15 protein-coding genes are annotated in these 17,379 nt (G+C 46.2%); 6 read left to right on the forward strand and 9 right to left on the reverse strand.

What is annotated here, in order from left to right; all coding sequences use genetic code 11:
• Positions 1 to 127: 127 nt before the first annotated feature.
• The gene (gene gatA / locus QUA83_RS00520) at positions 128 to 1,588 is read right to left on the reverse strand and encodes an Asp-tRNA(Asn)/Glu-tRNA(Gln) amidotransferase subunit GatA (protein WP_333290874.1); all 1,461 of its coding nucleotides are present in this window, start codon (positions 1,586 to 1,588) and stop codon (positions 128 to 130) included.
• A 396-nt stretch (positions 1,589 to 1,984) separates the two neighbouring features.
• Between gatA and QUA83_RS00525 the strand changes: the two genes are divergently transcribed.
• Positions 1,985 to 5,476, forward strand: a complete 3,492-nt coding sequence (locus tag QUA83_RS00525; RefSeq protein WP_333290853.1) for a helicase-related protein — start codon at positions 1,985 to 1,987, stop codon at positions 5,474 to 5,476.
• Between the two features lie 18 nt (positions 5,477 to 5,494).
• Here QUA83_RS00525 and QUA83_RS00530 read toward each other — a convergent pair whose 3' ends face one another.
• The 3 genes from QUA83_RS00530 to QUA83_RS00540 are packed head-to-tail and all read right to left on the reverse strand — an operon-like array spanning position 5,495 to position 8,719.
• Positions 5,495 to 7,264 (reverse strand): protein kinase domain-containing protein, encoded by a 1,770-nt coding sequence (locus QUA83_RS00530; RefSeq protein WP_333290854.1) that lies wholly within the window; start codon positions 7,262 to 7,264, stop codon positions 5,495 to 5,497.
• The gene (locus QUA83_RS00535; protein WP_333150812.1) at positions 7,261 to 8,046 is read right to left on the reverse strand and encodes a PP2C family serine/threonine-protein phosphatase; all 786 of its coding nucleotides are present in this window, start codon (positions 8,044 to 8,046) and stop codon (positions 7,261 to 7,263) included. Before QUA83_RS00535 ends, QUA83_RS00530 begins: the two co-directional genes overlap by 4 nt.
• Positions 8,047 to 8,062: 16 nt before the next feature.
• Positions 8,063 to 8,719, reverse strand: a complete 657-nt coding sequence (locus QUA83_RS00540; protein WP_332955871.1) for a VWA domain-containing protein — start codon at positions 8,717 to 8,719, stop codon at positions 8,063 to 8,065.
• 463 nt (positions 8,720 to 9,182) lie between these two features.
• Between QUA83_RS00540 and QUA83_RS00545 the strand changes: the two genes are divergently transcribed.
• The 3 genes from QUA83_RS00545 to QUA83_RS00555 all read left to right on the forward strand — a co-directional run bounded on the left by QUA83_RS00545 (position 9,183) and on the right by QUA83_RS00555 (position 12,047).
• The gene (locus QUA83_RS00545) at positions 9,183 to 9,638 is read left to right on the forward strand and encodes a helix-turn-helix domain-containing protein (RefSeq protein WP_333057162.1); all 456 of its coding nucleotides are present in this window, start codon (positions 9,183 to 9,185) and stop codon (positions 9,636 to 9,638) included.
• A 214-nt stretch (positions 9,639 to 9,852) separates the two neighbouring features.
• Complete coding sequence (locus QUA83_RS00550) at positions 9,853 to 11,154, forward strand: serine hydrolase (RefSeq protein WP_333290855.1); 1,302 nt, start codon at positions 9,853 to 9,855, stop codon at positions 11,152 to 11,154.
• Positions 11,155 to 11,210: 56 nt separating this feature from the next.
• On the forward strand, positions 11,211 to 12,047 hold the full coding sequence (locus tag QUA83_RS00555; RefSeq protein ID WP_333290856.1) for an alpha/beta hydrolase: 837 nt from the start codon (positions 11,211 to 11,213) through the stop codon (positions 12,045 to 12,047).
• Positions 12,048 to 12,176: 129 nt separating this feature from the next.
• Here QUA83_RS00555 and QUA83_RS00560 read toward each other — a convergent pair whose 3' ends face one another.
• The 3 genes from QUA83_RS00560 to QUA83_RS00570 all read right to left on the reverse strand — a co-directional run bounded on the left by QUA83_RS00560 (position 12,177) and on the right by QUA83_RS00570 (position 14,935).
• Positions 12,177 to 12,455, reverse strand: a complete 279-nt coding sequence (locus tag QUA83_RS00560; RefSeq protein ID WP_333290857.1) for a DUF1816 domain-containing protein — start codon at positions 12,453 to 12,455, stop codon at positions 12,177 to 12,179.
• A 293-nt stretch (positions 12,456 to 12,748) separates the two neighbouring features.
• Complete coding sequence (gene rlmB / locus QUA83_RS00565; protein ID WP_333290858.1) at positions 12,749 to 14,224, reverse strand: 23S rRNA (guanosine(2251)-2'-O)-methyltransferase RlmB; 1,476 nt, start codon at positions 14,222 to 14,224, stop codon at positions 12,749 to 12,751.
• 264 nt (positions 14,225 to 14,488) lie between these two features.
• A complete protein-coding gene (locus QUA83_RS00570; RefSeq protein WP_190662113.1) occupies positions 14,489 to 14,935 on the reverse strand; it encodes a Mini-ribonuclease 3 in 447 nt (148 codons plus the stop codon).
• A gap of 136 nt (positions 14,936 to 15,071) precedes the next feature.
• Here QUA83_RS00570 and QUA83_RS00575 point away from each other — a divergent pair, with 136 nt between their 5' ends.
• Positions 15,072 to 15,332, forward strand: a complete 261-nt coding sequence (locus QUA83_RS00575) for a hypothetical protein (RefSeq protein ID WP_333290859.1) — start codon at positions 15,072 to 15,074, stop codon at positions 15,330 to 15,332.
• On the opposite strand, the gene QUA83_RS00580 is transcribed toward QUA83_RS00575, so the two are convergent.
• On the reverse strand, positions 15,319 to 15,675 hold the full coding sequence (locus QUA83_RS00580) for an STAS domain-containing protein (protein WP_015176627.1): 357 nt from the start codon (positions 15,673 to 15,675) through the stop codon (positions 15,319 to 15,321). The two genes, QUA83_RS00575 and QUA83_RS00580, sit on opposite strands and share 14 nt — an antisense overlap.
• A gap of 152 nt (positions 15,676 to 15,827) precedes the next feature.
• Positions 15,828 to 16,985 carry a glutamine-hydrolyzing carbamoyl-phosphate synthase small subunit gene (gene carA / locus QUA83_RS00585; RefSeq protein ID WP_333290860.1) on the reverse strand — a complete coding sequence of 386 codons (1,158 nt, stop codon included), beginning with the start codon at positions 16,983 to 16,985 and terminating at the stop codon, positions 15,828 to 15,830.
• A 66-nt stretch (positions 16,986 to 17,051) separates the two neighbouring features.
• Between carA and QUA83_RS00590 the strand changes: the two genes are divergently transcribed.
• Positions 17,052 to 17,378 carry a hypothetical protein gene (locus tag QUA83_RS00590; protein WP_333290861.1) on the forward strand — a complete coding sequence of 109 codons (327 nt, stop codon included), beginning with the start codon at positions 17,052 to 17,054 and terminating at the stop codon, positions 17,376 to 17,378.
• The last annotated feature ends 1 nt before the right edge of the window (position 17,379 follow it).

A 17,379-nucleotide genomic window follows, 5' to 3' on the forward strand; every position in this document is an offset into this window, starting at 1 on the left:
CTTGTTCATAGATAGAGCACGCGGGAAATTAGAGATCGCTCAAAAGCTAATGGCAAATGATTAATTCAGACAATTAGCCAAGATCGATTACTAACTTCCGCCGCAGCATTCCGCCGATTTTCAAAAATTAATGCAATTCCGGGTGGTGCAAGTGCCAATTCGTAGACTGTTCGTAAGCGTGAGCCACCTGAAACAACCGAGATTCTTGCAAAACATTACCAATCAGTTGTATACCCACGGGCAGTCCTTTATCGTCAAATCCGCAGGGCAAACTCAAAGCTGGCAAACCAGCAAGATTCACGGGAATAGTCATCAAATCTGACAAATACATACTCAGGGGGTCATTGAATTTTTCGCCTGCCTTAAATGCGGTAGTAGGAGCTGTGGGACAGACTAAAACATCAACTTGAGAAAAAGCTTTTTCAAAGTCTTCTTTAATCAAAGTCCGAACTTTTTGAGCTTTTAGATAATAGGCATCGTAATATCCAGCCGACAATACGTAAGTGCCGATCGCAATCCGGCGTTTAACTTCCGCACCGAACCCTTGAGAGCGGGTTTTGGCATACATATCCAAAAGATTATCGGGGTCTGGAGAGCGGAAACCGTATTTGACTCCATCATATCGCGCCAAATTTGCCGAAGCTTCGGAGGGAGCAATAATGTAGTAAGTGGGCAAACCGTAGCGGAAGCGGGGACAAGAAATGACTTGAATTTCTGCGCCCAATTGTTGAAATTGCTCGATCGCCTTAGTAACAGCGTCTTTAACCCCGGAGTCTAGCCCTACACCAAAAGTTTCTTTAATTACACCAATTCTAATCTGACCTTTCGGTCGCAAACTGGGTCTTAAAGCTTGAGCGTAGTCAGGAATTGGGACATTAAGACTCGTGGAATCTCTCGGATCGTAACCGGCGATCGCCCCCAACAAAATCGCCGAATCCTCAACCGTCCGGCCAAAGGGCCCAATTTGATCGAGAGAAGAAGCATAGGCCACCAAACCGTAGCGAGAAACCAACCCATAAGTCGGTTTCAGCCCCACCAACCCGCAAAAAGCAGCAGGTTGGCGGATTGAGCCCCCAGTATCCGAACCCAAACTCACGACGCATTCTCCCGCGGCTACCGCTGCGGCAGAACCGCCAGAAGACCCTCCGGGCACGCGCTCCAAGTCCCAAGGATTCGCGGTAACTTGATAGGCAGAAGTTTCTGTCGAGCTCCCCATTGCAAACTCGTCCATATTCGCCTTACCTACAATCACCGCACCGGCTGCTTGGAGTTTGGTGACGACGGTGGCATCGTAGGGAGGAACAAAATTCTCCAAAATCCGAGAGGCGCAGGTTGTGGGAACGCCCTCGGTGCACATATTATCTTTAACGGCGATCGGGATGCCTGCCAACAGGCCAATTTGCTCTCCGGCTGCGATTTGGGCATCCACTTTATGGGCCTGCGCCAATGCGCTGTCTGCTGTCACGCACAGAAAGCTTTTCAACTTCGGCTCTAGCTGGGTAATTCGGTCTAATGCTTCTTGAGTAATTTCCACAGCAGAGCGTTCTTTATTGACCAGTTGTCGGTGCAACTCGCGGATGGATGCCATGCTCGTACCTTTATCATTTCTACTTTGAGACAATACAGTTAATATAGCTGGCAATTGTACCTGCTTACAGCCCGAAGGCAAAATCGGCTATTTTTGTGGCGAAAGTTCGATCGAGCGATCGGCTTTTTCGATCGAACGTATTAAATGCTAAAATCAGACATTAAAAACCCCTATTTATTACTCCCAAATCACCTATGCAATTAGAAGACTATTTTAATTTCATATACCTTTTGAAGTGGATTGAGGAGTGCCGCTGCAACAATGATCTTTTGTGGCTGTGCATTGCCCAGTGCAAATCCGGTAGCCACTCGACTTTTTGTGACGCTGGAGTATCCTTAAGCACATAAATTTATTTACAAGCTTTTCACAATTCATAAGGGACTGAGCGCACTCATCATGGCTAAACTTGAGGAATTAAGCGAAGGGTTTAAGCTTAAAGGAATTCTACCGAACACCACAGTCACGGTAGAACGTGTCTCCAGGTGTGGAGCCGATGCTGTCACACTAATATATCGAGCTGATGACAGCGGTAATCTAGGAGATCGCGTCCTGTATCGTTCAGACGAGGCACAATTAGAACTTATCACTCAAAAATATCCTTGGCGGTTCGATGCTGATGGGGCTTTATTTCGCCTAGTTTCGGAAGCCCTCCGAATTGACTTTGCCCATCTATTCGATCGATTTTTGGCTATTCATACCTCAAAAGTCGAGCCGTATCCCCACCAAATCACGGCAGTTTATGAAGAAATGCTACCACGTCAACCTTTGCGCTTCTTGCTGGCTGACGATCCAGGTGCAGGCAAAACCATCATGGCCGGGTTGTTGATTAAAGAGTTAATGATGCGCGGTGATTTGCAGCGGTGTCTAATTGTTGTTCCTGGCAACTTAGTAACCCAGTGGAAACTAGAACTCCAGAAGAAATTTGAGCTAAATTTTGAAATTATTAGTAACGACCACATCAAGACCACACTCACAGAAAACGTTTTTGAAAATATGCGCTTGGTCATTGCTAGGGTAGATAAATTAAAACGAGATAAATCGAGTCAAGAGAAAAAACTTCAAGAAAATATCAAGTCAATTGAATGGGATTTAATTATCTGCGATGAAGCTCACAAAATGTCTGCCTCTTTCTCCGGGGGTGAAGTGAAAGAAACTAAACGTTACAAGCTTGGAAAGATCCTATCAGATAGTAAAACTACCCGCCATTTTTTATTGATGACTGCTACGCCTCATAACGGCAAAGAAGAAGATTTTCAACTGTTTATGGGGCTGCTAGACCCCGATCGCTTCGAGGGCAAGTTTCGTAATGGCGTTCATTATGCAGACACCTCTGACATGATGCGACGGATGCTAAAAGAAGACTTAGTAGATTTGGAAGGCAAGCCTCTGTTGCCACAACGTTTATCTTACTCTTTAGCTTATCATCTATCATATTTGGAAGAGCTGCTTTATAAACAAGTGACTGAATATGTAGAAAAAGAATTCAATAGGGCTGATAAACTAGAGAAGGGACGCAAGACGAGCATCGGTTTTGCCCTAACAATTTTACAGCGACGACTGGCATCATCCCCAGAAGCAATTTACCAGTCTTTGCAAGGGCGACGGGAGCGATTGGAAAATAAATTGCGTCAAAAAGAAGATTTTCTGAAGACACTCACTTGTCCCGATTCAGAGGATTTAGAAGATTTTCTATCTCAAGAAATAGAAAATCTGGAAGATGAATTTGTAGATCAAGCTACAGCCGCTTCAACTATTGCGGAACTTTTAGCTGAAATTAATAAGCTAGAAAAATTGGTACAATTGGCACAAGAAGTGCGAAAAAGCGGTACTGATACAAAATGGGAAGAGCTTTCTAAGCTATTTAAAAATAATCCAGAAATGTTTAATTCTCAGGGACAAAGGCGCAAAATTATTGTGTTTACTGAACATCGCGCTACTTTGAACTATTTGGTACTCCGTGTCAGAAAAATTATAGGTGAACAAGCAGTTGTTGCCATTCATGGCGGTGTTAAACAAGAAGATCGTCAAAAAATACAGGAGGCATTTAACCAAAATCCTACGGTGCAAGTTTTAGTGGCTAATGATGCTGCGGGTGAAGGGATTAACCTCCATGAATCTTGCCATTTAATGATTAATTATGATTTGCCCTGGAATCCCAATCGACTAGAACAGCGATTTGGGCGCATTCACCGGATTGGTCAAACAGAAATATGCCATCTCTGGAACTTGGTAGCAGTAAATACACGAGAGGGAAAAGTGTTCCAAACGGTGCTGGAAAAATTAGAAGTGGCGCGAAAAGCATTAGGAGGTAAAGTTTTTGATGTCTTAGGAGAGGCGATCGATGGTAAACAACTAGAGAAACTTTTAATTGAGGCTATCCGCTATGGTGATAGACCCGACAACCAAGCGAAACTAGAGCAAGATATTGAGGACAAACTTAATCTAGAGAACCTTAAAAATATCTTAGAAAAACGGTCACTTTATCATAACTTAATGGACAATTCTAAGCTGCGTGAAATTTATGAAAATATTGAACGCGCAGAAGTGCATAAGCTACAACCCCACTTTATAATAGACTTTTTTGTAGCAGGCTTTCGGCTGCTTGGAGGTAAAATACAGGGAGGTGAATTGGGACGTTATGAAATAGTAGCTCCTATTCCAAGTAGTCTCCGCAACCGATTACCTAAGTCTTACCGTCACATTTGTTTTGAAAAAGCTCAAGCTCGTCTTCGGGGTAAACTAGATGCTGAGTTTATCTATCCCGGTCATCCACTCTTAAATCACACAATAGATTTAATTTTGGAACCATATCGTGCTTTATTAAAACAAGGATGTATCCTTGTGGATGAGAATGACTTGACTGAACAAGTTCGCATTTTAGTGTACCTAGAACATTCTATTGAAGATGCTCGTAAGGACAAGTCTGACCATTTCAGAGTTGTATCTAGGCAGATGCAGTATGTAGAGATTGACTCAGAAGGTAACGCTAAAAATGCAGGTCACGCACCCTATTTAGATTACCGACCTTTGCAGCAATCCGAACAATCTTTGCTACCCCAGATATTAAACATATTGATGAATCAATCTTCAATCCTACAGAAAGGGATTGATGAACAAGCGCAACATTATGCCATTCAACACCTAGTTCCCCGGCATAAAGAGCAAGTGCAACAGCAGCGGACGGAGCGGATTAATAAGACAATAGAAGCTGTAAAAGAGCGACTGACTACAGAAATTAACTACTATGAGAATCGAGCCGAAAAATTTCGACTAAAAATTGGATTGCAGGCGACTGCACAACCCAATTACGATAATGCTCGTCGGAGAGCAGAAGAACTAAAAGCACGCCGGGAAAAGCGACTGGCAGAGTTAGAGCAAGAGCGTAATATATCAGCTAAACCGCCAGTGGTTTTGGGCGGTGCATTGATTGTACCTGTGGCTTTGATCCAGCATTTGAAAGGGGAAACTCAACAAACTCCAGGTAATTTCGCTATAGAAAAACAGCAAGTAGAGAATCTGGCTATGCAAGCAGTGATGGCAGCGGAACGAAAGCAGGGATTTGAGCCAAGGGATGTAAGTGCTGACAAGTGCGGTTATGATATTGAATCGCGCATCCCCGGCACGAATCGGCTGCGTTTTATTGAAGTCAAAGGTCGAATTCGGGGTGCGAGTACGGTGACAGTCACGAAAAATGAAATTATCACAGCTTTGAATAAACCTGATAGTTATATCTTGGCTTTGGTGGAAGTTTCTGAGTCAACACAATTATCTCTGAATGATTTTACTTTGCGTTATGTTCAGCGTCCATTTCAGCAAAAGCCAGATTTTGCAGTGACAAGCGTGAATTATAGCTGGTCGGAACTTTGGTCTAGGGCAACCTTAGTTTAAGTAATCCCTAGCAGGCAATTAAACACCGAGTCTTTTAGCTTCTAGGAAATCCTTAGTCGCTTTTAATTGATCCCCAACCCTTTGGTGGGCAATACCACGGTAGTAGTAGGCAATACCATAGTCTCGTTTGAGCAAGAGAGCTTGGTCATAACATTGAATTGCTGCCCAATAATTTCTTTGTCGGGCATGAACTCTACCTTGTCTGCATAAAGATATTTCTTGATTCTCTGTCTCAAAAAGAAGGTTATTAGTAGTTTGGGCTGTTTTAGCTGTTGCAGGAGGTTGATTAGGTGCTGCTTTAATAGGTTTTGTTTGAAAAGTTGCTTCATTAGAAGCTTGCCCAAGTAACCTTTTAGCTTCACCTTCAGCGAGTAGCTCTAGTTGAGCAGGATCTTCTAATATAACTTGAGTAAAGCAACGTTTTTTAGCTTGATAAATATCCAAAAGACCAGTAATTTTTATAAATTGACGGTTCCAAGTTTTTAATTCTTCGGGTTTTATTCCTTGAATTTGGGCTAATTTATCCAAGCCTTGTCCCGAAATTACTATCCTAAAACTACCATCTTTGCAGCTTGAAGATGTAGGATTATCAAAATTAATATAGAAAGACTGATGTTGATTATTTTGAATATTATCAATCGTGCTAAAGGCTCGACCTACAACGGTAATCTTTTCCCCCTTTTGCTTAAGCAACTCTGGTACATTATCGGCTGCAAAAACTTTTGATTGTGAGGGGGGTACAGTAGCAGTAGGCTGTATTTTGACCCTGGGAACACCCGGAAAAATATCGACTCCTTGTTGGGCCGCCCGATCGCACCAATAGCATTTACCATAACTTTTGCTGTAGTAATGGTTGGTAATCTGGTCACACTCGGCTAAATCAGCGATCGCAACTTCCAGTGCTTTGTACCATTCCCCAGCAGTGGGTCGCAAATGTGGTTTTGTATGCCCATCATTAAAGCATCTAAGAAAGCATCGCTGAATCTCAGGATGCACAATATTTAAGGGAATTGTCAATGGCCCAGGCTGGATCAAACTGTTTGGGGCATAAGGCCAAAATCCTTGGCGAATTAGTTCACTCGGTGCCGGCGAATCTCCTTCTTTTACCCATTTTCCTTTAAAGGGCTCAGCGCCAAACAGCAACAGGTAAACAATTACTGCCAATCGAAAACGGTCGTGGACTTCTGTTTGATCTGTAATATGAAAATCTTTATCTAACAGTTCTACAGGGGTGAAGCCTTCTGTACCCACCAAGCAGCGATACACCTCGTCTGTATTAGGATGGCGAACCTGAAAAGAATCTGTATCAATAATCGAAGGTAAAGTACGATTATTAACCAGAATATTTTGTGGCTTAATGTCACCTAAAACATAACCTTTGTCATGAATTAATTGAATAAATGAGGCGATATTTAGCGCTGTCGTGTAGAGGAAATACCAATTAACCTCAAGCTTCAGCATCTTACGACGCTGTGGATTATACACATCTAGTAATTCTTTTGCATCTTTGATCTCTGGCATTAAAAAGCCTAACACCGAACCATTCCGATCGGTCAGTAGTTCCTGGGGCCAAGCAAAAGAAATATGATTGAGATGTGAGTTAAGCTCTGTGGGTGGGTTCGCTACCATGACTTCCAGCTTCTTAACGCGCTCGTGGTGTGAAGAGTGATAAATCTTGGCGAGATAGCCATTGCGATCTGTTTTCCAAACGGTTCCTTCACCACTGCTGGCTATTTGTTCGACTAGAGCGATCGATTGACCTGTACTGGCACAAATAAGAACTGTCATTTCACTTTACTATCGTCATAGAGGCACAAAAGCAAGGTTTTATCGTCGTCAGTTTTAGCATTTAGCCTTTCAGAGTCAAGGAAATTTTTAATATATTCGTCTTCCTGCTCTGGATGACTGGTTTCTACCATATATTCTTCTAGTGGCTGGAAAAAAGGCGGAAAAGGTGTCCAGTCACTCATCCGAATCGCTACTCGCTCCAGTCCATCTGTTGATGCACAAATAAACTTTTGCTGACCTGGTAAAACACGCACACGCATCTCATTTAAGGCATTTGCCGAGGTGACAAATGTTGTCTCATTAATAAATTCTCCTTTGTCTGGGGTAAAAAGTAGTTGATCTTCTCCTTCCCGAAGACGCGCCACTATGAATCCATCTCCAATCTGCATGGCAGCAACCCAATTCGGAGTAGCCAAAAATACTAATAAAGTACAAGCTAAGTCATTAACTGAGTAATCGCTACTGGCTGCTCGTTCTTGCAAAGCTTTTACTACTTCTTTTAAAGTATTTGCAAATATTGTTCTAGCTTGTTCATCAGGGAGAGGTTGAGGGGCGCAATGTAAATAAAGGGTGTACTCTCCAAGCTGCAAGAGTTCATTAAGTGCTGTCTCGACCGTCAACTTGGCACCTACATCAGAATGTTTAGCGCTACCAGCCCCATCCGCAATAGCCCCCAAGATTACGTTGTGGCAGATGATAAATTGTCCGTAATCTTGGCAGGGTAACTGCTGTTTTTTATGGCTGGTTCCTGTTGCCGAACGTGCGATCGCTTTCCAATCCACAAAATATCCTCAGTATCTAGGTAGTAATTTGACCCCATCCGACAGGTGGCAACGCCACAGCCACTCCTATCTTCTCACTCGAAACCCGTTTCATCGAGGTACTCAACCACACAAACAGAGAGCGAAAATCTAGACCATTCAACATTATAGGTGGACGTTCTGGCGGGGCAATTTGTGCGAGAATTTTCGTATTTGCGTCCTTCACGCCAACCGCAAAGAAACAGAGTCGGCGCTTTGCCTCATCCTCCCGCACGCGCTGCGCTGCCAATTGCCAGCAATCAGACGGCGCTCCATCTGTAATTAAGAAGATCCAAGGGCGATAATACTGAATACCGTTGGCTTTGTAAGTCTCCTTGCGGGCTTCGAGTCGATCCAAAGCGCAATCAATAGCCTCACCTATTGGAGTGAAGCCACTAGCTTCCAGTCGTGGCGGTGTGAAGTGGTCAATGGTTGCGAAATCTTGTATCAGACGCACTGGGCCGAAGGTGATTATCGCTACCTCGACACTCAGGGAGGCTTTCGTATCTTTCAGTACGTCCTCCTTAAAAGCCGCAATCCCTCGATTCAACTCCTGAATCGGCTCTCCCGCCATAGAGCCAGATGTATCGAGCAACAGGAGGACTGGACAGCGATTTTCCGGGTTCTCAACAAATTCAGGCAATCCTACAGGCATCCACTACCCCCACTAGAACAAAATTAGTGATAGTTTTATTCTACAGGAAGAAGACCTTGGGTAATAAGCTGCTATGTATCTAATTTGACAGTCAATTTGTATGAGATTCTTGTGGGATGGGCAGGATGCCCATCTCTGTATTCGATTTATATGCGATTCAGCTTATCTACCCCTCTAAGCTAGGAGTACGTTCATCGACTAGAGTTTCCAAGAAAGTTCTAGTTTATACCACCTAAACATATTACCAGCCCACAAAAATAGAACAGCCGCCGTGCCTATCCCCACCCCGACCGAGGTGGGGATAGGCACGGTTAATATTTGTCAATCCGCGTCCAGCCGCCGACCTCTGCGCTAAACAAAGCTAGGTATTTGCCACCACGATCCCCAGGAAAATAATTTCATCCGGAATTATCCCCAAAACCCAAGATATATGGTAAGAAGTTCCCGATGCCCCGTTGGAGGAATGCCACCTAAAGCTCACTTAGAATCCCACCTGACGGCAGAGGAACTCAAAATTCGCTACCGGCAGGCACAAAACACCACAGAGTCGCGCCGCTGGCACTTGCTGCTGTTAGTGTCCCGAAATTGGACTATCAAACAAGCAGCCCAAGTCGTAGGCCTCAACTACGACTACGCCAAAGAAATTGTCCAGCGCTATAACCGAGAAGGGCCTAACTCTGTGAGAAATCGCAGCGGAGACCGCCAGCCCCCTCCTGCAAAATCCTTGCTGAATCCTGAACAGCAAGAAGAACTGCGACAAGCGCTGCTAGGCCCTGCCCCCGACGGCGGAGACTGGACAGGCCCCAAAGTCGCTCGCTGGATTGCCGAAAAGATTGGTAGCGATCATGTCTGGCCCCAACGCGGCTGGGATTACCTCAAGCGGTTGGGTGCTGACTGGCGACGGCGGCGCAGAAAGTAGATAGTCCGCAATATTTAGAGGGGGTTGATTGCCTTCGTGCGATCGCTCCCTTTATTTTAGTTATCTTGCCACATTGGCGCGATCAAAACCCTTTTAGATTTTAGATTTTAGATTGAAGAAAAAATCTAAAATCTAAAATCTAAAATCTAAAATCGTTTGACTGATGTAACAATAGCTGCTTATATTGAATGTGGTGGTGTTGAGGATGTTAAATATGCGAGATATCAGGTGTTTTTTGTCGATCGCCAACAAGATGGCGGCAGTAGTAGCCGGCATTGGACTGGTTCAGATGTTAACCATCGCAAGTTCATTCTCTCAATCATCTAACCCGCGTTCCCTAGACGAACTCTACAAAATTCGCGATGGGCTGATCGCCGAATTAGAACAACCCTCCTCTCCCTCCCCAGAACCAACCCTCCTCTCCCGCTTAGTTCCCCTCACCGCCAATCCTCAAGAACAACTGCTACAGCAGTTGCAAGCGGTGGAAGCTCAAATATTAGTAGAACAGAGAGCTAACGACAACTTACAGCAAGCAGTCCGTTTAGCCAACCGAGCCCTAGAAACTAAACAGCAGCCCAATAAGTCGATCGAATCTTCGCAGCAAACTCAATTTTTCTGGCATCAAGCCCTCAACAACTTGCAGGAAGTTCCTCAAAATTCATTTTTAGCTTCCCTCACTGCCTCAAAAACTCAAGAATACCGGGAAAATTTAACAGCAGCAACCTTTCAAGTGCAGCAAGCAAAATCGGATTTTTTGGGTGTGCTTGCCAGGGAAAGCGGTTTGTCGGCTCAAGCTTCGATCGGCATTTGCAACCTTTCTAGAGAATGCGTAAACATCCGGGGCGATGTACCTCCTGTCAGTCCAGCCAGCTTAATTAAATTGCCGATTGCTGTCGCCCTGATGCAAAAAGTCGAAAGAGAAAAAATTAGTCTGAACCAGGAAGTATTAGTCAGTCGTGGTAATTTCACCGAAGACGCATCGGCAAAGATTACGTCCAATCGCAATTACCCGCTACAGCTACTGTTAGAAGAAATGATCTATCGCAGCAGCAATATCGCCACCAATCAACTGATAGATTATTTGGGTTCCGATTACATCAATCAATATTTAGATAATAGCGGCTACGAAGTCACCCGCGTCAACTTCAAATTAATGGGGGAAAGAATTATGCCCTCCAACCCCGGTTCAGGTCGCAACCGCCTGACTGCTAACGAACTCACCGAAATGATGGTGCAAATTTACAACGGCGAAACACCCGGTGCTAAACTATTAATAGAAACTCTCAACCGCCAGTACGATCACGCTCTGGGATTTGCCGCCTTACAAGGAACTAAAGCTCAGTGGTTGGGCGAAAAAACCGGTCAAAATTCCAAGGTGCTCGGTACAACTTTAGCGATGAGCATTGACGACGAGGCCTATGTGATTACTGTGATTGACAGCCGCAGCGGCGAGCTACAAATGCGCCAGTCTATTTCTAAAATTGCCGATTACATTGTCCGAAACCCCAGCTTTTAACGGCTGGAATATACCATTTATAGCGCGGGACAGCGCACCGCCCAAACAGTTAAAAAATGCCGCATCAACAACTCAGTGTTTCCGTCAAAGGCAAAGGGTTTCCGATTCTCTGCTTGCACGGCCATCCAGGTTCCGGCGATTGTATGTCCGTCTTCACAGAACACCTATCAAAACGCTTCCAGACGATCGCCCCAGACTTGCGCGGATACGGCAACAGCCGCACCTCAACTTTCTTTGAAATGACCGATCATCTGGTCGATTTAGAAGCACTATTAGACAGATTAGGAGTCGATCGGTGTTTGGTGATCGGATGGTCTTTGGGAGGGATTTTAGCCCTGGAATTAGCCATGAAATATCCCCAGCGAGTCACAGGTTTGATTCTCCTTGCATCCGCAGCCAAACCGCGAGGAAGTCATCCTCCCATCTCTTGGCAAGATAACCTTTACACCGGTTTAGCCGGAATTATCAATTGGGTGATACCGGGTTGGCAGTGGAATATTGATACTTTTGCAAGGCGATCGCTCTTTCGCTACTTGATACAGCAGCATAACGCCACCCCTTACCGCTACTTAGCACAGGCAGGTACCCCCGCCTACCTCAAGACTTCCAACACGGCCACCAAGGCGTTAAATACCGCTCTGAGGGCTGGATACAACCGACTGCTCCATCTCGGCGACATTCAATGTCCCAGCTTGGTGCTCGCCGGAGAGGCAGATCGGCACATCACCTCAGCATCCAGTTTAGAAACCGCCCGCCACCTCCACGATTGTCAGTGGCAGTGCTATCCCAATACAGCCCACTTGTTCCCTTGGGAAATTCCCGATCGGGTACTCGCAGACATCGATCGCTGGATTGAGAGTCACCCCGAAGCAGTTGGCAATTGCGAGTGTTGAGTTTTGAGTTTGTCACAAGCAATTTATCACGCAACACTCAAGAGTTTTGAAGTTATAACTCACAACTCAAAACCGCACAGCGTTGCGAGGGAAGCGTAGCCCTCTCAAAACTCAAAATTCCCCCTGCTTCTACTGACCGCTCAAAGCCGGCCACAGCCCTCCATCACCAAGCTTTCCCAAATCTTCTGCAACAGTTAAAGTAATTGGTTTGCAGCGGTGAATCGAAACACTAACACCTTCTGCCCCTTCATTTTCTATGTCTTCTACATATCCTGCTTTTGCAGCTTCCGCCTCTCCATCGGTTAAGAACGGGCCAAAATAGTAAATGCACCGCGGCGCTGAAGTTTTAACTTCAACCCACCAAGCCAATCCGAAAAAGTTGAGCAAGCTAATCAAGAATTCTTTCATCTGCTTTTCTAATGTATTTGACGGTGTTTTTAGGGTGCTGCGAACACGCCTAGGCTTTTGTTATTTACACGTGGCTGACTGCTACCAAGAACCGATCCAAACCTATTTAAATATATCTAAATAGATTTGTGTCGAATTCCTGTTTGAACCTAGGGGCTAGGCCCCTTATACTTTCGCAGGAACAAGTAATGACAGTCGATCGGCTATCTTTACTTGTTCAAGGTGTGGTGCCACCCCTTTCTGGGTGGCATTCACAATAAACTACTCTGTTGTGCTCTTTTTTTCAACCACCTTTACGATCCGTGTACATGAAACTTTTTGGGCCCGCGCTGACGGTAAATTTCGTATAAAGCCATCCCCGTTGCTACCGAGACATTCAGGCTAGGAGTATGGCCCCTTAAAGGAATTGAAACTAATCCGTCACATCCGCGCTGTATCAAAAGGCTCAAACCGTCAGCTTCACCACCCACCACTAAAACAGTGGGTCCGGAGAACTTGACTGTCTCTATAGATTGACCGACGCCTGCTGCAGTGCCATAAATCCAGAATCCAGCCTCTTTGAGTTCTTCCAGCGCCCGGTTAAGATTGACAACCCTCGCCACGGGCAGGCTTTCCAATGCCCCTGCTGCCACTTTTCTTACTGCCGAGGTAATCCCAACAGCCCGCCGCTGCGGAATCACCATGCCCTGAGATCCCAATGCTTCTGCGGTGCGAATAATCGCCCCTAGATTGTGCGGGTCGTTGAGTCCTTCTGCTACCACAATTACTGGATCTTCGCAAGCCGACTTAGCCTTGGCGATCAGTTCGCTCAAATCCAGGTATTCGTAGGCTGATACTTGAGCGGCTACGCCTTGGTGGTTTGCTTTGCGCGTGATGTAGTCGAGGCGCAAATCGTCAACTTCGTCAATGATGCTGCCGTTGGCTTTGGCTTCGGTTAGCAAGCTATGAAAGCGGGGATCGTAGCGCAGGTGGGGAACAACCCAGATCCGGTTGAGGACTTGGTTTGTTTCTAAAGCTGCTTGCACCGCATGGCGGCCGTAAATCATGTCGTCTGTGTCTGCGTCTGGTTGCACGACAGTATTTGAGGCACTGTCAACAGGGCGAGTGTCTCTGTCTTTGTCTCTGTCTCTGAAATGGTTGCCCCGGAATTCCTGCGGGCTATTGTCTTTGTCTCTGTCTTTGTAATAATTGCCCCTGGATTCCTGGGGGCTGCTGTCTCTGTCTCGGAAATTGTTGCGGGCCGGCTGCGGGCTGCTGTCTCTGTCTCTGTCTCGGAAATTGTTGCGGGCCGGCTGCGGGCTGCTGTCTCTGTCTCTGTCTCGGAAATTGTTGCGGGCCGGCTGCGGGCTGCTGTCTCTGTCTCTGTCTCGGAAATCGTTGCGGGCCGGCTGCGGACTGCTGTCTCTGTCTCTGTCTCGGAAATTGTTGCGGGCCGGCTGCGGGCTGCTATCTCTGTCTCTGTCTTGGTAATAATTCCCGCGGGATTCCTGCGGGCTGCTGTCTCTGTCTTTAAAATGATTATTTCTGCGAATGTCCGGTTGGCCGTCGGAATCGGCTCTCCGTTTGAAAATTGCTCTCACGGGCATTTCTCGCGATTGCGGGGCGAAGGTCGATCGCTTTTGAGGCGCGTCTACTCCACGAGTGTCGGGACGGGGCTTGCGTTCAAAGCGGGGAGATGATGGTTGTGAGTCCTGACGGCGACCTTCGCTTTTGAATGGCTTGCTGTCGGAATTCGATCGCGAAAAGTTGGGTTTGGTAAATTTTCTCATTGGTTTCTTGTGCTCAAAACGTTTTGGCTGAAGGCTAATCGGTTGTAGATTGTAGATGTGAGATTCTTGATTGAGGGAGCAATCTTGGGGCTTTGAGATTTTAGATATTCTAGGGAGGGAGCAAGGATTTTGCTGTGTTCAAATTGCTAGTTAATAACTGATAAATCCTGTTTTGCCCGATCGAGATTTTTGCGGTTTTATGTTAGCCGTGCCAGGATGGTTAATTAATCCCTCCCCATTCCCAACTCTTAACTGCTAAATCCTTTAAGTCTCAAGATCTAAAAGTGCCAGAAGTTCGGTCAATCTTTCGGGATCGGTGAGATACAAATATCCGACCAAGGTTTCTAAGCTGCTGGCTTGTTGGTATATCTCTGGATCTGCTCGCTTAGAACGGCCCGCTGCAGCATTGCGGCCGCGCTTGACAATTGCTAATTCTGTACTGTTCAAGTAAGGAGAGAGTGAGCGCAAATGACGCGCTTGAGTTTCGGCTCGTACTTGCCCCACCACTAATTCGTGATAAGCTTGCAATCTTTTGGGTGGGACTAAGTACGAACTCCGAACGTAGAGTTCGTACACTGCATCTCCCAAATATGCCCAGGCTGCGGGCGAAATTCTTTCTATTTCTGCTGGTGTAGCCCTCGCAGGATGCACTCGATTTAAACTGATATCCGTCAGACTCAGTTTGAGTCCGTCATCTGCGATCGGCGACATACTTTTTTAAATAAAACTTCCGCACAGCTTGGTTTTTCTAGTCACTTACTTATTTCGTCTTTCGTTACTTTAGCAATTATAGCTTTCACAGGAGTGTTCGCTGTCCGATCGCGAAACGAGATATATAGGCAAAGCTTTGCGTGACGATCGCACTCCTAAAAAAGGCTTTTTACCAAATCGGGATGCTCTAATTTTTATACCATTTTTCCGCGTGTTTGCCACACATATTTTACTGCCCCTCCACCGAAACTCTAAGCATCGGGGAAATAGCGGCTGGCGCGTGTCGCAGCTTCTGGAAAAATCGGTATTGTTTTACCAGCAAACAAATAAAAATTTGCTATCCAGCGTTGAGAACCGGATAGCTAATTTAACTCACTTTGGCGTCAAGCATCCTTGACGTTTTTTACCGCCTCATCAACCGAAGGCTGCAAAGACAAAAATTTCTCTAAGCGAACCAGTTTAACAGTCTGAGTTACGCGGGGATTTGAGACAATTTGCAATGTCCCCTCCAAGGTTTGGGCTTTTTTGACAAGTTGCACAAGTGCGCCCAAGCCTGAACTATCCACAAAGTCTATCTGAGACAAGTCCAAAATTACGTGTTTTGGGCCCTCGTCAATACATTTGCTTATTACCTTCCGAAAAGTGGCCTCAGAAAAAGCGTCCAGCAGGCCAGTCAGGCGAAATAACTGACAGTTATTCCTGACTTCGCGAGTGCCTCTGAGGCTAACGGTCAGGGTCAATGACTCAGGAATGACACCCTCCTAGCTAGATATGGCTTAAAGTCGAGGCTTCATTATAGGAGTTTTTTGGTCTTTTGTCTACAGTTTTTTTTGTCAGTGGTTTTTAGTTTTTTTGAGGCAGCAGTCATTAACGGTTGACTGCTGACTGCGGACTATTTACTGCTGGCTACTTTCTGATTGTCTCGCATTGACTGCACGAATCGATCGAATAAATAATCGGCGTCGTGCGGGCCCGGACTGGCTTCTGGGTGGTACTGCACTGAGAACAGTGGCAGAGTTTTATGCTTCAATCCGGCTACGGTACGATCGTTCAAATTGAGATGAGTAATTTCTACTTCGGGGGCTAGGGAATCGGGGTCGATCGCAAAACCGTGATTTTGGCTAGTAATTTCTACTTGCTCAGTTAAACCCGCTGGATGATTCAATCCCCGATGGCCGAACTTAAGTTTAAAAGTTTCTGCACCCAAGGAAAGTCCCAAAATTTGGTGTCCCATGCAGATGCCGAATACGGGTTTGTCCGACTTTAACAAAGCTTTCGCAGTAGCGATCCCTTCCGTGACCGCCGCCGGATCTCCGGGGCCGTTGGACAGAAAAATGCCGTCCGGGTTGTATTTGAGGATTTCCTCCGGCGACGTGTCAGCGGGGACAACGATGACCCGACACCCGTAACTCGCCAGACGCCGCAGGATGTTGCGCTTGATCCCAAAGTCTAGCGCTACCACCGTCCACATTTTGCCATTAGCAGGTTTGACTGTAGGACTGAACTCCCAAACCGAGTCCGTGGCTTCAGACCACTCATAAACCTCGCGAGTGGTGACTTCCTGGACCAGATTCAGCCCGTCCATGCTGGGGGCGTCTTGCACGAGTTCCAAAAGCTCTGCCTGGTCGAGAATCGTCGTCGAAATCCCACCGTTGATCGCTCCCACCGTGCGAATTTTGCGAGTGAGGGCGCGGGTGTCGATCCCGTAAATTCCGGGGATATCGTACTGTTTCAGGTAGTCTTGCAGAGATTGCGAGCAGCGCCAGTTGCTGGGGCGGCTGCATACGTTCCGGGCGATCGCACCCCGAACTTGCGGGCGCGAGGATTCTTCGTCTTCAAGATTTACCCCGGTATTGCCCAATTCTGGATAAGTAAAAGTTACAATTTGACCGCAATAGCTGGGATCGGTCAATACTTCTTGGTAGCCCGTCATTCCAGTATTAAATACTACCTCGCCAACGACGGTGGCGTCAGCGCCAAACGACCAGCCGCGGTAAGCAGTACCGTCAGCCAGGACGAGGAGAGCGGGTTGTGCAGTTGAAAGTGACATGGCATCCTTAATTACTTTCGTTTGGTTTAATTCTTACCACTGCCAGGGATTTGATGCTAGTCGGCAATGTACAGATATTATTTTAATTTGTGCAAGGGTTCGGAAAAGCAAGGCACTTATGCCACAGGTAATCAAAAAGCAGCAATACAGCAGTTCTCAATCTTGGTGAGGTATGCCCGATGCCCGATGCCCGATGCCCGATGCCCGATGCCCGATTCCCGATTCCCGCTTATAAAGCGTGCACCTCATGTTACTGAGAAAGGCTATAAGTGCAAATTCTCCATCTCCCCCCGCGCCAGCAATTTATCTGCCAGCAGCTTAGGATGCGGGCGGAAATTCTATATCTATACCAAAAGGCAGTTGTCGCTGTTACGATCGAGCTACAGCGTTTAAT

Origin of the sequence: Microcoleus sp. K1-B1 (genome assembly GCF_036704705.1) — a bacterium.
GTDB lineage: Bacteria > Cyanobacteriota > Cyanobacteriia > Cyanobacteriales > Microcoleaceae > Microcoleus.

Coding starts and splice junctions, on each gene's coding strand:
- gatA (WP_333290874.1), bottom strand. CDS start 1,588: ATGGCATCCATCCGCGAGTTGCACCGACAACTGGTCAATAAAGAACGC.
- QUA83_RS00525 (WP_333290853.1), top strand. CDS start 1,985: ATGGCTAAACTTGAGGAATTAAGCGAAGGGTTTAAGCTTAAAGGAATT.
- QUA83_RS00530 (WP_333290854.1), bottom strand. CDS start 7,264: ATGACAGTTCTTATTTGTGCCAGTACAGGTCAATCGATCGCTCTAGTC.
- QUA83_RS00540 (WP_332955871.1), bottom strand. CDS start 8,719: ATGCCTGTAGGATTGCCTGAATTTGTTGAGAACCCGGAAAATCGCTGT.
- QUA83_RS00545 (WP_333057162.1), top strand. CDS start 9,183: ATGCCACCTAAAGCTCACTTAGAATCCCACCTGACGGCAGAGGAACTC.
- QUA83_RS00550 (WP_333290855.1), top strand. CDS start 9,853: ATGCGAGATATCAGGTGTTTTTTGTCGATCGCCAACAAGATGGCGGCA.
- QUA83_RS00555 (WP_333290856.1), top strand. CDS start 11,211: ATGCCGCATCAACAACTCAGTGTTTCCGTCAAAGGCAAAGGGTTTCCG.
- QUA83_RS00560 (WP_333290857.1), bottom strand. CDS start 12,455: ATGAAAGAATTCTTGATTAGCTTGCTCAACTTTTTCGGATTGGCTTGG.
- rlmB (WP_333290858.1), bottom strand. CDS start 14,224: ATGAGAAAATTTACCAAACCCAACTTTTCGCGATCGAATTCCGACAGC.
- QUA83_RS00570 (WP_190662113.1), bottom strand. CDS start 14,935: ATGTCGCCGATCGCAGATGACGGACTCAAACTGAGTCTGACGGATATC.
- carA (WP_333290860.1), bottom strand. CDS start 16,985: ATGTCACTTTCAACTGCACAACCCGCTCTCCTCGTCCTGGCTGACGGT.
- QUA83_RS00590 (WP_333290861.1), top strand. CDS start 17,052: ATGTACAGATATTATTTTAATTTGTGCAAGGGTTCGGAAAAGCAAGGC.